This window comes from Ruegeria arenilitoris (assembly GCF_013030985.1).
Lineage (GTDB): Bacteria > Pseudomonadota > Alphaproteobacteria > Rhodobacterales > Rhodobacteraceae > Ruegeria > Ruegeria arenilitoris_B.
Genome location: NZ_WPYP01000001.1, coordinates 250,035 through 268,168 on the forward strand (window position 1 = coordinate 250,035; position 18,134 = coordinate 268,168).

Genomic DNA, 18,134 nt, shown 5'->3' on the forward strand with positions numbered 1-18,134 from the left:
CCGTACCCCTTACCAGATTCACTTTAACTATATGGGGATTTACGACGCAAAACCAAAGGCCTTGAGGCCGTCCAATATGAACTGAACCGACAGCGCCGCCAGCAGCATGCCCAGCAGCCGGGTCAGCACGTTCAGGCCGGTCTTGCCCAGAATGCGTGCGATCAGACCACCGGACAGGAAGAAGGTCAGAACCACGGCCATCACCGCCAGCATGACGATGCAGGCTTCGACAATTCCCAGAACACCGGGGTGCTGGCCGGCCAGCAGGATGATCGTTGCAATCGAACCCGGTCCGGCGATCAGCGGGATAGCCAGTGGGAACACAGAGGGGTCGGGGTGTTCTTCTTCCTCTTCGACACGGTCTTCGCGGCGTTTGGTGCGGCGTTCGAATAGCATGTCCAGCGCGGTCAGGAACAACAGAGCACCACCGGCAACACGGAAGGCGGCCATAGAGATGCCGACAAAGCCCAGAACGGCTTCGCCAAAGGCTGCGAAAGCGATCAAAATGCAGACGGCCGTCAGGCAGCTTCGGATCGCTGTCCTGCGGCGGGTCTTTGCGTCCATGTCCTGCGTCAGCGCCACGAAGATCGGCGTGGTGCCGAACGGGTCGATCACCACGAACAGGGTGGTGAAGGCGGTGATGAAAAAGGCCAGATCCATCATGCGGCGTTCTCGGCGTTTTCAAGTCGCTCGGCGGCGGCGACCCACAGGGCTTCGGCCTTTTGCATGGCTTCGACGACCTCGGCGAATTTGCGGTTCCAGGTTTCAAGATCGTTGATCTTGTCGTCCTCGTACAAAGCTGGATCCGCCAGCTTGGCCGAGAGCTTGTCGTGCATATCCGTCAGTTTCTCGATCCGATCCTCGCATTTGCGCAGATCCGAGCGCAGGGCCAGCATCGCCTCGCGCGACGGGCGCTTGGGCTTGGCGGTCTGCGGTTTCTCTTTGACCGGTTTGTCGCGGGCCAACAGCATGGTGCGATAGGCCTCGAGGTCTCCGTCGAACGGTTTGACTGTGCCGTCCGAGACTAGCCACAGTCGGTCGGCGACCAGCGACAGCAGGTGCATGTCGTGGCTGACCAGAACCACCGCGCCGGAATAGGCGGTCAGCGCCTCGACCAGCGCCTCGCGGCTTTCGATGTCCAGGTGGTTGGTCGGTTCGTCGAGGATCAGCATGTGCGGTGCGTCGATGGTAGCAATCAGCAGCGACAGCCGCGCCTTCTGTCCACCCGACAAGCGCCCGACCAGCGTTTCCGCTTGGTCTGCGTTCAACCCGAACCCGGCCAGCCGTGAGCGCCACTTGCCCGGCGCTTCATCAGGGCGCAGGCGGCGCAGGTGGTCCAAGGGCGTCTCGTCCACATGCAGTTCGTCCACCTGATGCTGCGCGAAGTATCCGATGCGCAGCTTGTTGCTGCGGGTCATCTTGCCCGCCATCAGGGGCAGGCGGTCGGACAGCAGTTTTGACAGGGTCGATTTGCCCTGACCGTTCTTGCCCAGCAGCGCAATTCGGTCGTCTTGGTCTATGCGCAGGTTCAGGCGGCGCAGCACTTCGGTCTCACCATAGCCGGTCACGCCGCCCTCGATCTGGATAATCGGCGGCGACAGTTCCTCGGGCTCGGGGAAAGAGAACGCCCGCAGGGCGGCCTCTTGCGGGGTCGAGACCAGTTGAATGCGTTCGATCATTTTCAGTCGCGACTGGGCTTGAACAGCCTTCGAAGCCTTGTAACGGAACCGATCCACAAAGCTTTGCAGATGAGCGATGCGGGCCTTGGCCTTGGCGTTTTCCGATTCCGCCTGTGCTAGACGCTCGGCGCGGCGTTCGGCGAACTTGTCGTAGGGCACCGCGTAATAGGTCAGCTTGCGGTCTTCCAGATGCAGGATCGAGCCGACCGCCCGGTTCAGCAGCCCGCGGTCGTGGCTGATGATAATCACCGTGTGGGGGTACTTGGCCAGATAGCTTTCAAGCCACAGCGCGCCTTCGAGGTCCAGATAGTTGGTCGGCTCATCGAGCAACAGGAGGTCGGGCTGAGAAAACAGCACCGCCGCCAGAGCCACGCGCATCCGCCATCCGCCTGAGAAATCCGAGCAGGGGCGCAGTTGGTCGTCATCGTCGAAGCCAAGACCCTTGAGGATCGAGGCCGCGCGCGCCTCGGCCGACCAGGCGTCGATATCGGCCAAACGGGTCTGAATCTCGGCAATCCGCGCCGGGTCTTCGGCGCTGTCGGCCTCGGCCATCAGCGCGCTGCGCTCGGTATCGGCGGCCAACACCGTGTTGATCAGCGACACGTCCGACGAGGGCACCTCTTGCGCCACCCCACCAATCCGCGCCCGTTTCGGCAACACGATATTCCCTGATTCCAAGGCCAGTTCCCCCCGGATCAGGCGAAACAGGGTGGTCTTGCCCGTGCCGTTCCGCCCCACGAGGCCAACCTTGTGGCCGTCGGGAATGGTGGCGCTGGCACCGTCAAACAGGGGGCGGCCCTCGACCGCATAGGTGATGTCTTCGATCCGTAGCATAGGCCGAGCACTGCGGCACGGCCTGACGCTTGTCAATGGGGTGAATCGCCGATGGTCTGTCAGTTTAGTTCAGCGGCCACGTCTTCAAAGGGGTACGAGGCAAAACCGACCAAAGCCTGGTCACCTTCTTCGCTGAATGCAAAGACGTGAACTTCGTCATGGTGCAAGGTGGCACGGCAAAACACACCCGACTGAGACAGGTTCAACGGGCAGGTTTCCAGATCGGTGTGTGCAACCGCTGTTTCGAATAGTTCGTAGTTCATTGGCACGGGCGCCTGATCGGCTACGGCGGTTGAGGCAAGGATGCAGGCGATAGCCGCAAGTTTCGGTGTCATTAGAGTGGCCTTTTTTGTTAACACGTTCTGTCCGCACAGCGAAAAGACTGACAGAAAAAGTCAGGTAATAAAACCAGTTTCTTTCAACCGCGTCATTCTTACGCGCTATCCCTTTGGCGCATTGCGCGTTTAACCTTGTCCGAGAGGCCCACACCTGCGGGCTTTGTACCAAGTGGTTGGCATGGGCATGGTGCGGATCTTGTGATAACTCTGCCGTGATTTGCATTTCTAACCGGATTTCTTCATGCGCGCGGCACAATCACCGCCATCTCTGGTAACACTGGTTTTTGCGACTGCGTTGTCAGTGCTGTCGCTGAACATGTTCCTGCCGTCGCTGGCGCGGATGGGAGAAGACTTTCAGGTCGATTACGCGTTGGTGAACCTGTCCGTGGCGGGGTACCTGGCGGTGTCTGCCGCGTTGCAATTGATCATGGGGCCGTTATCCGACCGGTTTGGCCGCAGACCTGTTTTGCTGATCTGTATGGTAGTCTTCGTCGCCGCGTCCGTCGGCTGCGTGCTGGCCGAGGCGATCTGGGTTTTTCTGAGTTTCCGCCTGCTGCAGGCCGCCGTGGTAGCCGGGCCTGTTCTGTCCAGCGCCGCCATCCGGGACATGTACCCGCCGAACGAAGCGGCCAGCAAGCTGGGTTACGTGGCAATGGCGATGGCGCTGGCCCCTATGCTGGGGCCAATGCTGGGCGGCGCGCTCGACAGCCTGTTCGGCTGGCGCGCCGGCTTTGTTCTGTATTCCGCGCTGGGGGCAGGGCTGCTGCTATTGCTCTGGGTCGATATGGGAGAAACCAACGCCAATCGGTCTTCGACCTTCGCCGCGCAACTGAGGGAATACTCGCACCTGCTCCGCGCACGTCGGTTCTGGGGGTATGCCCTGTGCGCTGCCTTTTCGATCGGAGGGTTCTACAGCTTCATCACAGGCGCGCCCCTGGTTGCTGCCGCGTGGTTCGACCTGAGCCCCGCGATGCTGGGCCTAGGCATCGGAATCATCACGGGTGGCTTTATGGTCGGCAACTTCATCACCGGGCGGATCGCAGCGCGCACGCGGCTGACCACCATGATTCTGATCGGGCGTATCATTGCTTCTGCAGGGCCGCTGGGTGGTTTGCTCTTGTTCCTTTCTGATCTGGGCTCGGTCTGGGTGTTCTTCGGGTCGGCGATCTTTGTCGGATTCGGCAATGGGCTGACCAATGCCAATGCATCCGCAGGGCTTATGTCGGTCCGCCCGAAACTGGCGGGCAGTGCGGCGGGCCTGTCCGGCGCGATGATCGTGGCGTTGGGGGCAGTTCTGACCTCGCTCACCGGGCTTTGGGTCAGCCCTGAAAACGGTCCGTTCCTGGTTCTGGGCATGATGTGGGCGTGCAGTTTTGCCGGGCTGTTGGCGGTGCTGTATGTGCGCTGGGTTGACCAGCAAGACCCACTGCCGGAAACGATCTGAGCCGCCACGCATCATAGTGCTTTTCATATGAGACAGACCATGCTACGCGGCGCGCGATGGATTTCGGCGCGACCCCGCGCCCTATGTTAAGGAGAGGCCGATATGGCACTGGAACGCACATTCTCGATCATCAAACCCGATGCAACCCGCCGCAACCTGACTGGCAAAATCAACGCCAAGTTCGAAGAAGCCGGCCTGCGCATCGTTGCGCAAAAGCGCATCCACATGACCAAGGAGCAAGCTGGCAAGTTCTACGAAGTGCACGCCGAGCGTCCGTTCTATGACGAACTGTGCGAATTCATGTCGTCGGCTCCGGTCGTTGTTCAGGTTCTGGAAGGCGAAGGCGCCATTGCAAAGAACCGCGAAGTCATGGGCGCAACCAACCCCGCAGACGCAGCCCCCGGCACCATCCGCGCCGAGTTCGCTGAATCGGTTGGCGAGAACTCGGTTCACGGTTCGGATGCCCCCGAGACCGCGGCTGTTGAAATCGCCTACTTCTTCTCGGGCATCGAACTGGTCGGCTAATCCGCCATCAGATCGGTTTTTTAGGGCCGCTCCCGGCAATGGGTGCGGCCTTTTTCATACCGGCTTGAGGTCGTCCACCGACACCCGCACGCCGACCGCGTCCAGATCCGAGATCATCTTTGTCTTGGGCGCGGTGCTGACACTGGCCTTGATCGCGTCAAACCGCTGACGCAGGGCCTTTTTCTCATCGCCTTTGCAGTCGTTCCAGGGACGTCCCTGCAACCCCATCACCAGAACATAATAACCGATGAAATGCGGCCGGGTTCCGGCTCGCACCAAACGGGCATAGGCCTCATCCGGGCCCAGTTCACGCAGTTGCTGCGCCGAGTGGATTCCGGCGCGGGCACACGCCTGTTCGAAGGCGGGGCCAAGGTTGCGGATCGAGGAGACGGGATCGGACATGCCCAACTCTTAGCCCTGTGGTGCAATGATGTCGACCTGACGCAGGGTTTGTGCAACATCGGACTTGCCAGATAGGCTGCCCTGCGATTTCATGACGTTATGCTGTCAGGAGGTTGCCCATGTCAAAGAACACGGAAACCGGCGAAACGCCTGACAAGAGCAAAAAGAACACCTCGCTTCGGTTGGACGGCAAGACGTTGAAAGCCCTCAGGATCCGGGCAATCGAGGAGGGGACCAGCGTCCGGAAGATCATCGAGACTTTGGTGAATGACTATCTTGATACGCCGGAAAAGGGTCGTTCGTGATGGTGAAAAAATGCAGGCTCTTCATCATTCCTGGCACGTTCGATCTGGCGGGGTTTTCCGACGCGCTCAAGGGACTGTCGCCCGAATTCGAAGCACCTGCAGCCGCGCGCCCGTTCGACCTCTTGGACTGCCATGATCAATCGCTGCGGGCAGAAGGGCGGCTGCTGATTGAGGTCGACGGCGCATTGCAATTGCTTCAGGCCGACCGCGATGTTCTGGTTCAGGCCTGCAGCGGTAAAGGGAAGTTCGTTCAGGACTTGCCGGACGGCCCTGTAAAAACAGCAGTGAAGGGGTTCCCCAAACTGCGCGCCTTGATGAGCATAGGCTCGGGCCTGATCGAATCCGGCAGTTTTGCCGTGCTGGATGATCTGCAAAAGACGCAGGTTCGGGGCAGCGTTGTGAAATTGTCCACGGACAAGGGGCAGGCGACTCTTCTGACCGTGCAGCCTATGCGCGGCTATGACCGTGCCTTTCACGCTGTGTGCGCGGCTTTGAAGACCATGGCGGCCTCAGGGTTTGATGTGGTGTTTGCAAGCCTGTTTCCTGGCGTCACCCCATATAACGCAAAACCCGATGTCCCATTAGGCACGCAGGAGCCTTCAATCGAAGTGGCAGCGGATATCATTCGCACCTATCTGGCCGTTGCGCGCCAGAACGAGGCAGGCGTGATCGCCGATATCGACACCGAGTTCCTGCACGACTACCGCGTCTCGCTGCGCAGGGTCCGGTCGGTGTTGAGCCTGTTCAAAGGCGTGTTCTCACTGGAACAGGCCGACGCGCTGAAACGCGAATTCTCGGATCTGATGGCCCCGACCGGGCGTGTTCGGGATCTGGATGTCTACCTTCTGGAAAAAGATATTTACTTCAATCTGATACCGCCCAACCTTCATCAAGGTGCCGAGGCCATGTTTGCGCAGTTCGCCAAGGAGCGGACTCGCGCTCTGTCGGCGCTGTCGCGGCGCTTTCGCAGCGCGGCTTACAGCAAGAAGATGGATGAATTGGCAGCTTTATTCGCCGACTTGAAAGGGTTGGAAGCCGGTCCAAATGCGGATCGCGGGGCTTATGGCTATGCCTGTGCGCTGATCTGGAAACGGTATCGCAAGGTATGCAAGCTGGCCCGCGGCATCACCCCGGGCACGTCGGATGAGATCGTGCATGACCTGCGGATCGACTGCAAGAAACTGCGCTACCTGATGGAGTTCTTTGGTCCTCTGTTCGACAAAGGTGATTTCAAAACGCTTATCAAGCCCTTGAAAAAGCTGCAGGATAACCTGGGCCTGTTCAACGACTACTCGGTCCAGCAAGAGGCGCTGCTGGAATTCGTAACGACCCAAAGCAACGCGCAAGGTCGGGCAAATGCCCAGCTCGCTATGTCCGTTGGTGGGTTGATCGCTGTTCTCGACCAACGCCAAAAGGCAGAACGCGACCGTGTGATCGCCAATTTCCAGCATTTCGACAGCCCGGACATCCAGAACCTGTTCCGAACCCTGTTTCACCACAAGGAGGATTGAGGAGTGAAGATCATTGCCTGCTACAGCAACAAGGGCGGAGTGGGGAAAACCGCGACCTCGGTGAACCTGGCCTATGCCTATGCGCAAGCGGGGTACACCGTGCTGCTGTGCGATCTCGATCCGCAGGGGGCATCGGGGTTCTACTTCCGGGTGAAGCCGTCGAAAAAGCTGACGGATGCGCGTTTTTTCGAAGATGTTGAACGGTTCACCAAGTCGATCCGGGCCAGTGATTTTGACGGGCTGGACGTATTGCCCGCCAACCTGACGTTTCGCGATTTCGATGTGTTCCTCTCGCGGATGCGGAACAAACGGTCGCGGCTGAAAAAGGCCTTGGCCACCGCAGGCAGCGATTACGATGTGATCATTCTGGATTGTCCGCCGAACTTTTCGACCCTGTCCGAGAATATCTTCAAGGCTGCCGATCAGATTCTCGTGCCCGTTATCCCGACGACCTTGTCGGAACGGACACTCGAGCAGTTGGTGAATTTCTTCGACGATCACAAGCTGCCAAAGAAGAAACTCATGGCATTCTTTTCGATGGTGCAGCGGCGCAAGACGTTGCATTTGGAGTCGATGGAGAAGATGCGCAAAGCGTATAAAAAGCGGTTCCTGCAATCCGAGATTCCCTTTGCCGCGGATATCGAGCGTATGGGCCAGAACCGCGCCCCGGTCAGCATCTACGCCGGGCGCAGCGCCGCGAGCACCGCTTATCAGGCGCTGTTCGATGAACTGGAAAACGGAGTGATTTCAAACAAATGAGCACCGAGATTGAACGCAAGTTTCTGGTCGCGGACCTGCCGGACCTGAGCGGCACAGCAAAGGCCGTTGTGCGTCAGGGCTATCTGACCGCACCTGACGACTCCACCGAACTGCGTCTGCGTCAGAAAAATGACAGGTACTATCTGACCCTGAAGGGTGACGGCGCCTTGGCGCGGGTTGAGCGCGAGGCAGAAATCTCAGCCGAACAATTCCACACCTTCTGGCCCGAAACGAACGGGCGCCGGGTGGAAAAGGAACGCTTTACCGGACAGTTGCCGGACGGGCGGGTGTTCGAACTGGACGTGTTCCTGGGCGATCTGGCGCCGCTGCGTCTGGTCGAAGTCGAGTTTCAGACCGAGGCCGAGGCCAAAGCCTATACCCCGCCCGAGTGGTTCGGTGCGGATGTGACGGCAGACAAACGGTACAAAAACAAGACGATGGCGACCAAAGGTATCCCTGCCTAGGGTTTGCGTGCCAGCTTGATCACCACCTCAAGCCCCGGATCGCAATTATGCGCCTCAAATGCGCCGCCGTGCATTCGGGATATCGCGGCAACCAAGGCCAATCCCAATCCGGCATTACGCTCGGTCCGGGCCGGGTCGAGTGTGACAAATGGCATTTGCAGACGCGGCAGGTCTTCTTGCGGGACGCCCGGTCCTCGGTCACGGACGCTGAGGCTTGTATAGGGTCCGTCCTCGGACAGATTGATCGTGACTGTCGTGTCCTGCGGGGCATAGCGCATTGCGTTTTCCAACAGGTTCGACAGTGCCTGAGACAACAGCGGTCGGTGCCCGGGGATTGACCCGGCGCTACCCGTGACCTCAAGCCGGATACCCTGATCGTCGGCGACAGGGTCGTACAACTCGGCCACATCCGCCACCAGTTGTTGCAGGTCCACCGGTTCGAACTGTTCCCGGCCGACACCGGCCTCGGCGCGTGAGATTTCGGTCAGTTGTCCCAGCACGCGCAGCACGTGGTCGATTTCAGTGCTGGCCCGTGCAACGTCGATCTCACGCTCCTGATCCGTCTTGCCCGGATCAGACAGCGCCTCGACCCGTTGTTTCAACCGCGACAGGGGCGAGCGCAGGTCGTGCGCAATGGAATTCGACGTGGTCCGAAGATTGCTGACCAGTTCTTCGATCTTGTCCAGCATGGTGTTGAGCGTACCGGCCACTTGATCGAACTCATCGCCGGTGCCGCGCAGGGGCATTCGGCGGGACAGGTCGCCCGAGACGATGTTCTCGGCGGTACTGGCGATGTCGGACAGGCGGGAAAAGACCAGACGGGTGAACAACCAGCCGGTCAGCACACTCAGCGCCAGCGCAATCGCCAGCGCGGTGCCAACCGATCGCAGCAGCACCCGGTCAAACTGCTGTCTTGCCAATGCGTCGCGCCCGACCAACAGGCGTTCACCGCCGGGCAGGCGGACCGAGGCGGCCGATATGGGCACGAGTTGGTCATTGTCGGCGCGGTGCAGCTCAAGATCGACCCAGCCGCTGCCGGCTGTGATCCCTTCGGGCCATTGTTTGAGATTGCCTGCCAGTTTGGCACCGAACCGATCCGTCAGAAGGTACAGAGCATCCCGTTCCGAGGCGGTCGGAATGCGCCGTTCAATCGCGGTCATCAATCCGATCAGGCCGCGGCGTTCATATTCATCCGCCAGCCCGGTCAGTTCCGCCGACACGACCGAACGGGTCTCGCCCTCGATACTGCGGTTGGCGGTGACATAGACCAAGGCCAGCACGGTGGCCGTCAGCAAAGTGCTGAGAACCATGCTGGCCAGTACAAGACGTGTGCGTGAATTGTTGAAGGAAAGCCGTAGGTTATCCATCAGATATCATGTAGCCCGCGCCCCGGACGGTTTCGATCAACGGCTGTTCACCGCCTTCGTCCAGCTGACGCCGCAGCTTTGAGATATGGACGTCGACCACATTGGTATTCGGGTCGAAATGATAATCCCAAACTCCCTCCAGCAGCATGGTACGTGATACTACTCGGTTCTTACGACGCAGGAAGAATTCAAGGATCTGAAACTCGCGCGGGGTCAGGGTGATCTCGCGCCCGTTGCGGGTAACCTTGCGGGTCAACAAGTCCATCTCGAGGTCACGGCAGGTCAGGGTGGGGCTTTCCTCGGCCTCTTGCGGGCGACGCAGAAGGGCCTCTATCCGGGCGTGCAGTTCCTGGAACGAGAACGGCTTGACCAGATAGTCGTCCGCCCCCGCACGCAGCCCTTTGACGCGCTCGTCCACGGCGCTCATCGCGGTCAGCATCAGAACCGGGGTTTTCACGCCCGCTGCGCGCATCGACTTGATCAGGGACAGCCCGTCCAGACCCGGCAGCATCCGGTCCAGAACCACGGCGTCAAATCCGCCGTCCGTGGCATGGTACAGGCCCTCGCGCCCGTCCTCGGCTGCTTCGACGACATACCCTTCTTCACCAAATCCCTTGGCGATGAAGTCTCTGGTGTCTGCATCATCTTCGACGACCAATAGGCGACGGCTCATGATCCGAATTCCTTTCTACTGTGAGTAAAGCATAGTTTTCGGGCAAAGCACATGGTTTTGCTAAGTAATCTGCCGGGTGCGAAGTTGCGCACCCGGCAGTCCCGGCGGTTTGCGGACAATTCAAACTCGCCAGGGAGGCGCCCGCCATATATCCCCATCACGTGGCGCGCGCTGGTGTCAGATCAGGCGATTTCCACCGCTACGAAGATCTGGTTTCCGCCGCGATTGATCAGCACAAGCGCGGGATCGGTCTTTTCGCTGTCCAGCGCGGCTTTCAACGCGTCCGGGGTCGCGGTTTCCTGGCCGCCCAGTTTCACGATCACATCGCCACGCTGCAGACCGGCTTTGGCGGCAGGACTGTCCGGCTTCAGGTCGGTGACGACCACACCGGCGACATTTTCACCGACACCCATCTCGGTGCGGTTGGAGTCGGTCAGCGGGGCTACGGTCACGCCCAATGCAGTGCCCGAGATTGTTTCGTCCACCGATTTGTCGATCTCGGCCGAGGCGCTTTGATGCTGGCCGATGGTCAGTTCGATCTGCTGTTCCGTGCCATCGCGCAGAACGGTCAGAACGCTGTCGGTGCCCACCTTTGTGGTGCCGACAAGGATCGGCAGATCGCTGCTGGAGTCGACGGCCTCATCGTTGAAGGTCAGGATGACATCACCCTGTTTCAGCACACCATCCGCCGGGCTGCCATCAACGACATCTGCGACAAGCGCGCCGTGCGAGGCATCGATGCCCATGGCTGCGGCGATCTCGGGGCTGACGTTCTGGATCGACACGCCCAGCCAACCGCGGCTGACCTGGCCGTCATCGCGCAGATCGGCTGCGATGTGTTCAACGATGTTCGATGTCACCGCAAAGCCCAGACCCACGGACCCGCCGGTGGGAGAGTAGATGGCCGAGTTCACGCCGACCACTTCGCCTTCCATATTGAACAGCGGACCGCCCGAGTTGCCCTTGTTGATGGCTGCGTCGGTCTGAATGAATTCGGCGTAGGGCCCGGCCGAGATGTTGCGGCCCTTGGCCGACACGATCCCGGTGGTCACGGTCGAATGCAGACCGAACGGGTTGCCGATGGCCACGACGTCTTCGCCCACGCGGATCACGTCGCTGTCGCCCAGGCTAACGGCCTGCAACGCCTCGTCGGCCTCGATCTTCAGAACGGCGATGTCGGTCAGCGGGTCGGTGCCGATGACTTCGGCCTCGTAGGTGCGGTCGTCGGACATGCGAACCGTCACTGTTTCGGCATTGTCGACGACATGATGGTTGGTGACGATGTATCCGGCCTCATCCAGAACAAATCCAGACCCCAGCCCTTGTGCTGGCCCGCGCTGTGGTGCGTTGAAGCCTTCGGGTGCGCCAAAGCGTTTGAAGAACTCTTCAAACGAGTGCTGGTCATTGTTGAAGTTCTGCGCAGGAACCGGTGCTGCGCCCTGTTCCGCGATGATGGTGACGACCGAAGGTGAGACGTTTTCGACCAAATCGGCCAACGCTTCGTCGGCCATCGAGGGCAGGGCGGTGGTTGTCAGCATGGCGGCGCTCAGCGCGCCAGCGCCAACCCAACTGGCTGTCCCGGGCAAAAGCAGAGAGGATTTGCGGATGCTCATTTTTATCTCCTGTTTATATCACGCGGTTGCGGCCGCGCGTTGGAACAGGAGATGCGCGCTTTGTCTGAGTGTTTCCTGAGCGAATTGTTAAGAAATCTTAATTTTGCCACAAACAGTCGGTTCTATGCGGCCGAGTCTAAGGCGGAAATCGGAGGATTTGTGCGAATCACTGCGTGCGAATCGGTGGATTGTTGCCGGTTTGGGTGCCAAGCGGCAAAAAGGGTTGAATTGAATCAATTTTGTTAACAAAGCAGCCGCCAAATTTTTCTACTTTCCAGCGATCTCCCTTGAGTTGTGATCATGCTCGGACATTGACGAAACTCGTAGATGCAATTGAGCGCAAAAACGTCAGATATCTTCTTAGGTTTGTGCTTAATGGCAATTGATGGGGCGTCAGTTGGAAGCCCCGCTCTCCTTAAGGTTGAAACTCATCTTGGCGATGTTGCGCAAAAACCATTCTGAAAGATGCAAAATTAACCGTTCTTTCCAATTTTACGTTGTTTGATCGCATCGGATCGGTGACGATGAAAGAGCCCAAGCGAGGGGGAGCCGGTGGCACTAGGGGGTGCCTAAGGCTTGTCACAGTCACTGGAAACGCTGAGCGGCATGTTAACGAGGGGGTCTTGTTTAGGTTCGGCGGCGGAATAGCCAGGATGCCAATAGGCATTATTGGCCGCGTTTCCGGGATTGATGAAAAGTGGTAGTCCTGTTTTGGGTACCGGCCCGGTCGATATCGACCGGGCCGCGTTAGTTTAAGGTGCCGCGTTTTGCGCGCCAAGCTGCCCAATCCTCGGGCGTATCCAGATCCAACAGGGCGTTTTGACCAGGTAGGGTGTGCAGGTGCACGTTTTCGGAATTGGCACGGACGACGGACTGCGCGCCTTGGTCGCCTGACAGATGGCTGAGGCGATCAAACAGGCTGCGATCAAACACGACAGGGTGGCCCGGTTTTCCACTGGCCGTCGTGCCGCGCCAGATCAACTTGTCCGGGTGGGATCGAACCGAACCGAGCACAGCCGTCAGATCCTCGGTGGTGATTTCTGGCAAATCCGCCAGCAAAATCATTGCAGCGCGTGCGTCGGCTGATACATGCGCGAGGGCTCCGCGCAGACTGGCATTCATGCCTTCGCGGGCATCCGGGATACCGATCCTGTGCAGGTTCAGCCCGTCCAGTACGTCATGCCGTGGGTGCGGGGCCGGGGGCAGCGCAACGATCACCGGGGCCGCGCGTCGAGCGATCTGGGCCGAGCGACGCAGAAAAGGCTGGCCATCCACGATCTGCAACAGCTTGTCCTTGCCGCCCATGCGGCTGGATTGCCCGGCGGCCAGCAAAAGGATAGGTATGTCCGTCATGCCGCAAACATGCCGCCGTATCCGTTCGGTGTCATCCCCGCATTCGCATCCCGTCCGCATCGAACAATGGCTCGGAGATCACCTTGGCCTTACGCAAATGGCCGAGGATTTCGATCTCAACCTCCAAGCCGTCGGTCGCCCGTTCCGTCGGCAGGAACCCGAGCGCAATAGACATTTGGGCATAATGTGAATACCCGCCCGACGTGCAGAATCCCACGACTTTGCCGCCCAGCCAGATCGGCTCATACGCGTTCACATCGGCGTCGACCGCTTCCAACGCGAAGGCCACAAGCTTGCGTGCCGACCCTTGTTCCCGCTCTAGTTCCGCAACGGACCGGCCGATGAAGTCGGCGGGTTTCGAGAAGGCGATAAACCGGTCCATCCCCGTTTCGGCGGCGGTGTAGTCGGGTGAGAATTCCCGCATCCACGAGCCAAAGAACTTGTCCAGACGCAGGCTCATCATTGCGCGCATGCCAAAGGGTACCATGCCGTGCGGTTGCCCGGCCTGCCACAGTGTCCACCAAAGCTGTCTCTGCGCCATCGGATCGCAATAAATCTCATACCCAAGGTCGCCTGTATAGCTGACGCGTTGCACGATGCAGTCGGTCATGCCAACTGTCATGCGCCGCACGTCGAGGAACCGCAGCTCCAAGATATCGTCGCGGGTACAGGCGGACAGTATTTCTGCCGCCTTAGGACCGGCGATCTGAAACCCGTTCAGCCGGTCGCTGATGTTGTCGATGGTCACGCCGTCTTGTTGGTGCCGCTGGAACCAACGCATGTGGAAAGCTTGAGCGCCGTAAGACGCTGTCAGTTGGAATTCGGTCTCACTTAAGCAGGAGATGGTGAAATCTCCGATTAATTTGCCCTTGGGGGACAGCATCGGTGTTAAAGACAACCGCCCCGGCTGCGGGATGCGTCCGGCCATGATCCGATCCAGCCACGCGCGGGCTGCGGGGCCGGTGATGCGGTATTTGCCGAAATTGTGGACTTCGTTAATGCCGACACTGTTGCGAACGCTGCGCACCTCACGCCCCGTTGCGTCGAACGCGTCCGAACGGCGGAACGATGGTGTTTCGTATCCGGGTTCGCCGTCCTGAGCGAAATAGTTCGGCACCTCCAGCCCGTATTGCTGGCCCCAGACCGCACCCAGATCGCTGAAAATGTCGTACATAGGGGTGGTGCGATTGGGGCGCGCGGCAGGCAATTCCTCATTCGGATAGGCGACGCTGAACCGTTTCTGGTAGTTTTCGATCACCTTCGGGCGGGTGTAACCGGGGCTGATCCAGTCTCCGAACCGGGCCACGTCCATGGCGAACACATCGCGTTCGGGTTCGCCCTCGATCATCCATTGCGCCAGCGTCAGGCCGACACCGCCACCCTGGCTGAACCCGGCCATCACACCGCAGGCGGACCAGTAGTTGCGCATCCCAGGGACCGGTCCGACCAAAGGGTTCCCGTCCGGCGCAAAGGTGAACGGACCGTGGATAACCGATTTAACACCGGCCTCGGCCAGAACCGGGAAGCGTTTATAGGCGAACTCGATACTGTCGGTAATCTTGTCGTAATCGTCGGGCAGCAGCTCGTGACCGAACTCCCACGGAGTGCCGTCAACCGCCCACGGTTTGCAGGGCTGTTCATAGAACCCGATGCACAGGCCGCGGCCTTCCTGCCGCAGATAGCTTTCACCGGCGGGATCCATCACATGCGGGTGCTCGCCACCGGCGTCGATGATCGCCTCGATCTGAGGGATCGAGTCCGTGACCAGATACTGATGCTCCATCGGATGCAGCGGGAAGTAGACGCCTGCCATCGCGCCTACTTCTCGCGCCCAGAGCCCGCCTGCGTTGACCACATGTTCCGCGTGAATGGTGCCCTTGTCGGTGACCACGTCCCAAGTGCCATCGGGGCGCTGGTTTGTTTCGCGCACCATGCAGTGGGTTTCGATGGTCGCGCCACCCATCCGGGCCGCCTTGGCATAGGCATGGGTGGTGCCCGAGGGATCAAGGTGACCGTCCAACGGATCGTAAAGCGCGCCGATGATCCCGTCGGTATTGGTGATCGGGGCGATGTTCTTGATCTCCTCCGGGCCGACGATCTCGGTCTCCAACCCCATGAACCGGTGCTTGGCGCGTTCGGCCAGCAGCATGTCGAACCGGTCCTGATTGTCGGCCAGGGTCACCCCGCCCACATGGTGCAGGCCGCAGGACATGCCTGTGATTTCTTCCAGCTCTTTGTAGAGGCGGATGGTATAGCCTTGCAGAGCAGCCATGTTGGTGTCGCCATTCAGGGTGTGAAACCCTCCGGCCGCGTGCCATGTGGACCCGCTGGTCAGTTCCGACCGTTCCAGCAGCATGACATCGGACCAACCCAGCTTGGTCAGGTGATAGAGTACCGAACACCCGACAACACCGCCCCCGATCACGGCTACCTGAGTTGTGGTCTTCATGTCGCTGCCTCCCATGCACTTTGGTCAAAGACTGCAGGCGCGCGGCAGGGCGGGCTGTTCCGTTCACGACATCGCTTGTCGTTGAACAGGGATCAAAGCGGGCGGATTTTCAGCTCTGTTATCCGGTTGCCTTCGCGTGCAGTGACTTCGAAACGGAATCCGTGGAACGAGAACACCTGTCCGGTCACCGGGATCATCTGCGCCTCGTGAATGACCAATCCGGCGATCGTGTTGGCCTCTTCATCGGGCAGCGACCAGTCCATCGCCCGGTTGGCATCGCGGATGGTCATCGCGCCTTCGACAAGGAATTGCCCGTCCTCGGTTCGGGTCACGGGGACGTCTTCTTCGATGTCGAACTCGTCGGCGATTTCGCCCACGATTTCCTCGAGGATGTCCTCCAGCGTGATCAGGCCGCGCAGCGAGCCATACTCATCCACCACCAGCGCAAAATGGCTGTGCATCCGCAGGAACTCGCGCATCTGGTCGTCCAGAGTGGTGGTTTCGGGCACGAAATATGGATCATTCGCCACCTTCGAGATGTCGAAGGATTTCAGCCGGTCGCTGTCTTCCTCGCTGGCACCCGCATGTGCGTACATGGCGCGGAACAGGTCCTTGGCGTGCACCACGCCCACGATGTTCTCCTGCTCATCCCGGAACACGGGCAGACGGGTGTGCGGGCTTTTCAAACATTGCTGCAGGATGGCCTCGGGTGCGTCGTCGGCATCGATCATCTCGATGTTCGAGCGGTGCAGCATGATTTCTTCGACCGTGCGGTCGCCCAGATCAAGGGCACCCAGAATACGGTCGCGGTCTTCTTTTTCGACCACGCCTTCCGAGTGACCCAGATGCAGCGCACCGGCGATTTCCTCGCGTACGGCAAGGATGTTGCTGTCGGGGTCGATCTGCACACCGAACAGGCGCAGAACCCCACGCACCAGCAGTCGGACCGCCGCAACCATGGGAGAGAAAACCGTCACAACAACGCTAATGATAGGCGCGACGGCAGCGGCCGCTTTTTCCGCGTTGGTGATAGCGTAGGTTTTGGGCAGGACCTCGGCAAAAACTAGAACCAGCAGAGTCATCACCAGCGTCGCCAGCGCCACGCCGCTTTCGCCGAACAGCCGCGTGAACAGCGCTGTCGCCAGCGATGCAGCAAGGATGTTCACCAGGTTGTTGCCCAGCAGAACCGAGCCGATCAGCCGTTCGTTGTCATCAGTGATGTCCAGCGCCTTTTGCGCCCCGCGCGAGCCCTTGTCGGCCTGCGCCCGCAACTTGCCGCGCGACGAGGCGGTCAATGCCGTTTCAGAACCCGAGAAAAAGCCCGACAGAACAAGCAAAAGCAGAATGGCGCCTGTGGTAAACCAGAATGCGCCGTCGATCAGAGAAGAAGAGGGTTCCATCGGTCCTTGGTTATTGGTGTTGCTGCATCCGTTATGGGGTCGCGTCCCCTGCGGATCAAGGGGTTAGCCCTTGTCTTCGGGGTCTTTAGCCAGCGGGTGATGCTCCAGCACCAGTTCGGCCAGACGTTCGTCCAGAACATGAGTATAGATTTCGGTGGTCGCCACATCGGCATGACCCAGCAATGTTTGGATCGACCGAAGGTCGGCCCCGTTGGCCAGCAGGTGCGTGGCGAAGGCATGGCGCAGCGTGTGTGGCGTGACCTTTTCCGGGGAAACGCCGCCCTGAACCGCCAGTTCCTTGATCAGCAGAAAAAACATGTGCCGCGTCAGGTGCCCGGACTTTCCGCGCGAGGGAAACAGGAACCTCGACCTCTGCCCGCCGTCTGCGACCGATTTATCCTCGGCCTCGTCCCGGACCATGAGCCACGCGGCCAGCGCCTCACGGGCAGGGGGTGAAAGCGGTACCATCCGTTCCTTGCCGCCTTTGCCCAGCACCAGCAGCATCCGCGGATCGCCCCGCGCGGATGAAACCGGCAGCGAGACCAGCTCGGTCACCCGCATTCCGGTGGCATAGAGCACCTCCATCAGGCAGGTGTTGCGCACCCGGTCGCCCTTGGTGCGTCCGGTATGACGTGCGGCTTGCAGCAGCCGGTCGACCTCGGGCACGTCCAGAGTTTTGGGCAGGCGTTTCTGCCGTCCGGGGCCTTTGATCTGAATGGCAGGGTTGGTGTCGCGCCAGCCTTCTTCAAACGCGAAACGATAGATTTGCTTGATCGCTGAAAGCCGCCGCGCACGGGTGGATTGCGCTAGCCCCTGAGCATCACAGTCGATCAGATACCCCTCGATCCGATCGCGCTCGGCTTCGGCGAACCCGAGTTTTCGGCGTTCCAACCAGGCAGCAAAATCCTTCAGGTCGCGGCCATAGGCCAGCAGAGTGTTATTGGCTGCCCCCATCTCGGCAGCTTGCGCCTGCAGGAAGGTGGAGATCCACAGATTCGAGGTTGCCGGGGCCACCATG

Annotated in this window: 17 protein-coding genes; 6 read left to right on the forward strand and 11 right to left on the reverse strand. The window is 59.9% G+C overall.

What is annotated here, in order from left to right; genetic code table 11:
• Positions 1-39: 39 nt before the first annotated feature.
• Genes GOX88_RS01230 through GOX88_RS01240 form a run of 3 tightly spaced genes read right to left on the reverse strand, consistent with a single transcriptional unit; the run spans position 40 to position 2,848 of the window.
• The gene (locus GOX88_RS01230) at positions 40-663 is read right to left on the reverse strand and encodes a MarC family protein (RefSeq protein ID WP_170398125.1); all 624 of its coding nucleotides are present in this window, start codon (positions 661-663) and stop codon (positions 40-42) included.
• Positions 660-2,513, reverse strand: coding sequence for an ABC-F family ATP-binding cassette domain-containing protein (locus tag GOX88_RS01235; protein ID WP_170398128.1), 1,854 nt, complete (start codon positions 2,511-2,513; stop codon positions 660-662). Before GOX88_RS01235 ends, GOX88_RS01230 begins: the two co-directional genes overlap by 4 nt.
• A 59-nt stretch (positions 2,514-2,572) precedes the next feature.
• Positions 2,573-2,848, reverse strand: a complete 276-nt coding sequence (locus GOX88_RS01240; protein ID WP_170398131.1) for a hypothetical protein — start codon at positions 2,846-2,848, stop codon at positions 2,573-2,575.
• Between the two features lie 244 nt (positions 2,849-3,092).
• On the opposite strand from GOX88_RS01240, the gene GOX88_RS01245 reads away from it, so the two are divergent.
• The gene (locus GOX88_RS01245; RefSeq protein WP_170398134.1) at positions 3,093-4,295 is read left to right on the forward strand and encodes a multidrug effflux MFS transporter; all 1,203 of its coding nucleotides are present in this window, start codon (positions 3,093-3,095) and stop codon (positions 4,293-4,295) included.
• A 102-nt stretch (positions 4,296-4,397) separates the two neighbouring features.
• The gene (gene ndk, locus GOX88_RS01250; RefSeq protein ID WP_068334875.1) at positions 4,398-4,820 is read left to right on the forward strand and encodes a nucleoside-diphosphate kinase; all 423 of its coding nucleotides are present in this window, start codon (positions 4,398-4,400) and stop codon (positions 4,818-4,820) included.
• A 54-nt stretch (positions 4,821-4,874) separates the two neighbouring features.
• Here the strand turns inward: ndk and GOX88_RS01255 are convergent, their stop codons facing one another.
• On the reverse strand, positions 4,875-5,222 hold the full coding sequence (locus GOX88_RS01255) for a TfoX/Sxy family protein (protein WP_170398136.1): 348 nt from the start codon (positions 5,220-5,222) through the stop codon (positions 4,875-4,877).
• A 119-nt stretch (positions 5,223-5,341) separates the two neighbouring features.
• On the opposite strand from GOX88_RS01255, the gene GOX88_RS01260 reads away from it, so the two are divergent.
• The 4 genes from GOX88_RS01260 to GOX88_RS01275 are packed head-to-tail and all read left to right on the forward strand — an operon-like array spanning position 5,342 to position 8,261.
• Positions 5,342-5,527: a hypothetical protein gene (locus tag GOX88_RS01260; RefSeq protein WP_170398139.1), complete on the forward strand. Its 186-nt coding sequence runs from the start codon at positions 5,342-5,344 to the stop codon at positions 5,525-5,527.
• Positions 5,527-7,038, forward strand: coding sequence for a CHAD domain-containing protein (locus GOX88_RS01265; RefSeq protein ID WP_170398142.1), 1,512 nt, complete (start codon positions 5,527-5,529; stop codon positions 7,036-7,038). Before GOX88_RS01260 ends, GOX88_RS01265 begins: the two co-directional genes overlap by 1 nt.
• Before the next feature lie 3 nt (positions 7,039-7,041).
• Positions 7,042-7,797 carry a ParA family protein gene (locus GOX88_RS01270; RefSeq protein ID WP_170398145.1) on the forward strand — a complete coding sequence of 252 codons (756 nt, stop codon included), beginning with the start codon at positions 7,042-7,044 and terminating at the stop codon, positions 7,795-7,797.
• Positions 7,794-8,261, forward strand: a complete 468-nt coding sequence (locus GOX88_RS01275) for a CYTH domain-containing protein (RefSeq protein ID WP_170398148.1) — start codon at positions 7,794-7,796, stop codon at positions 8,259-8,261. Before GOX88_RS01270 ends, GOX88_RS01275 begins: the two co-directional genes overlap by 4 nt.
• Here GOX88_RS01275 and GOX88_RS01280 read toward each other — a convergent pair.
• The 7 genes from GOX88_RS01280 to GOX88_RS01310 all read right to left on the reverse strand — a co-directional run bounded on the left by GOX88_RS01280 (position 8,258) and on the right by GOX88_RS01310 (position 18,133).
• Entirely contained in the window at positions 8,258-9,628 is a 1,371-nt protein-coding gene (locus GOX88_RS01280) for a sensor histidine kinase (RefSeq protein ID WP_170398151.1), read from the reverse strand. The two genes, GOX88_RS01275 and GOX88_RS01280, sit on opposite strands and share 4 nt — an antisense overlap.
• Positions 9,621-10,301, reverse strand: coding sequence for a response regulator transcription factor (locus GOX88_RS01285; protein WP_170398154.1), 681 nt, complete (start codon positions 10,299-10,301; stop codon positions 9,621-9,623). Before GOX88_RS01285 ends, GOX88_RS01280 begins: the two co-directional genes overlap by 8 nt.
• 182 nt (positions 10,302-10,483) lie before the next feature.
• Entirely contained in the window at positions 10,484-11,914 is a 1,431-nt protein-coding gene (locus tag GOX88_RS01290) for a Do family serine endopeptidase (RefSeq protein WP_170398157.1), read from the reverse strand.
• Between the two features lie 747 nt (positions 11,915-12,661).
• Positions 12,662-13,267: a nucleotidyltransferase family protein gene (locus tag GOX88_RS01295; protein WP_170398161.1), complete on the reverse strand. Its 606-nt coding sequence runs from the start codon at positions 13,265-13,267 to the stop codon at positions 12,662-12,664.
• A gap of 31 nt (positions 13,268-13,298) precedes the next feature.
• Positions 13,299-15,716, reverse strand: a complete 2,418-nt coding sequence (locus GOX88_RS01300) for a GcvT family protein (RefSeq protein WP_170398163.1) — start codon at positions 15,714-15,716, stop codon at positions 13,299-13,301.
• 92 nt (positions 15,717-15,808) lie between these two features.
• A complete protein-coding gene (locus tag GOX88_RS01305) occupies positions 15,809-17,116 on the reverse strand; it encodes an HlyC/CorC family transporter (RefSeq protein ID WP_170398166.1) in 1,308 nt (435 codons plus the stop codon).
• Between the two features lie 63 nt (positions 17,117-17,179).
• Entirely contained in the window at positions 17,180-18,133 is a 954-nt protein-coding gene (locus tag GOX88_RS01310) for a site-specific tyrosine recombinase XerD (protein WP_170398169.1), read from the reverse strand.
• Position 18,134: the final 1 nt, after the last annotated feature.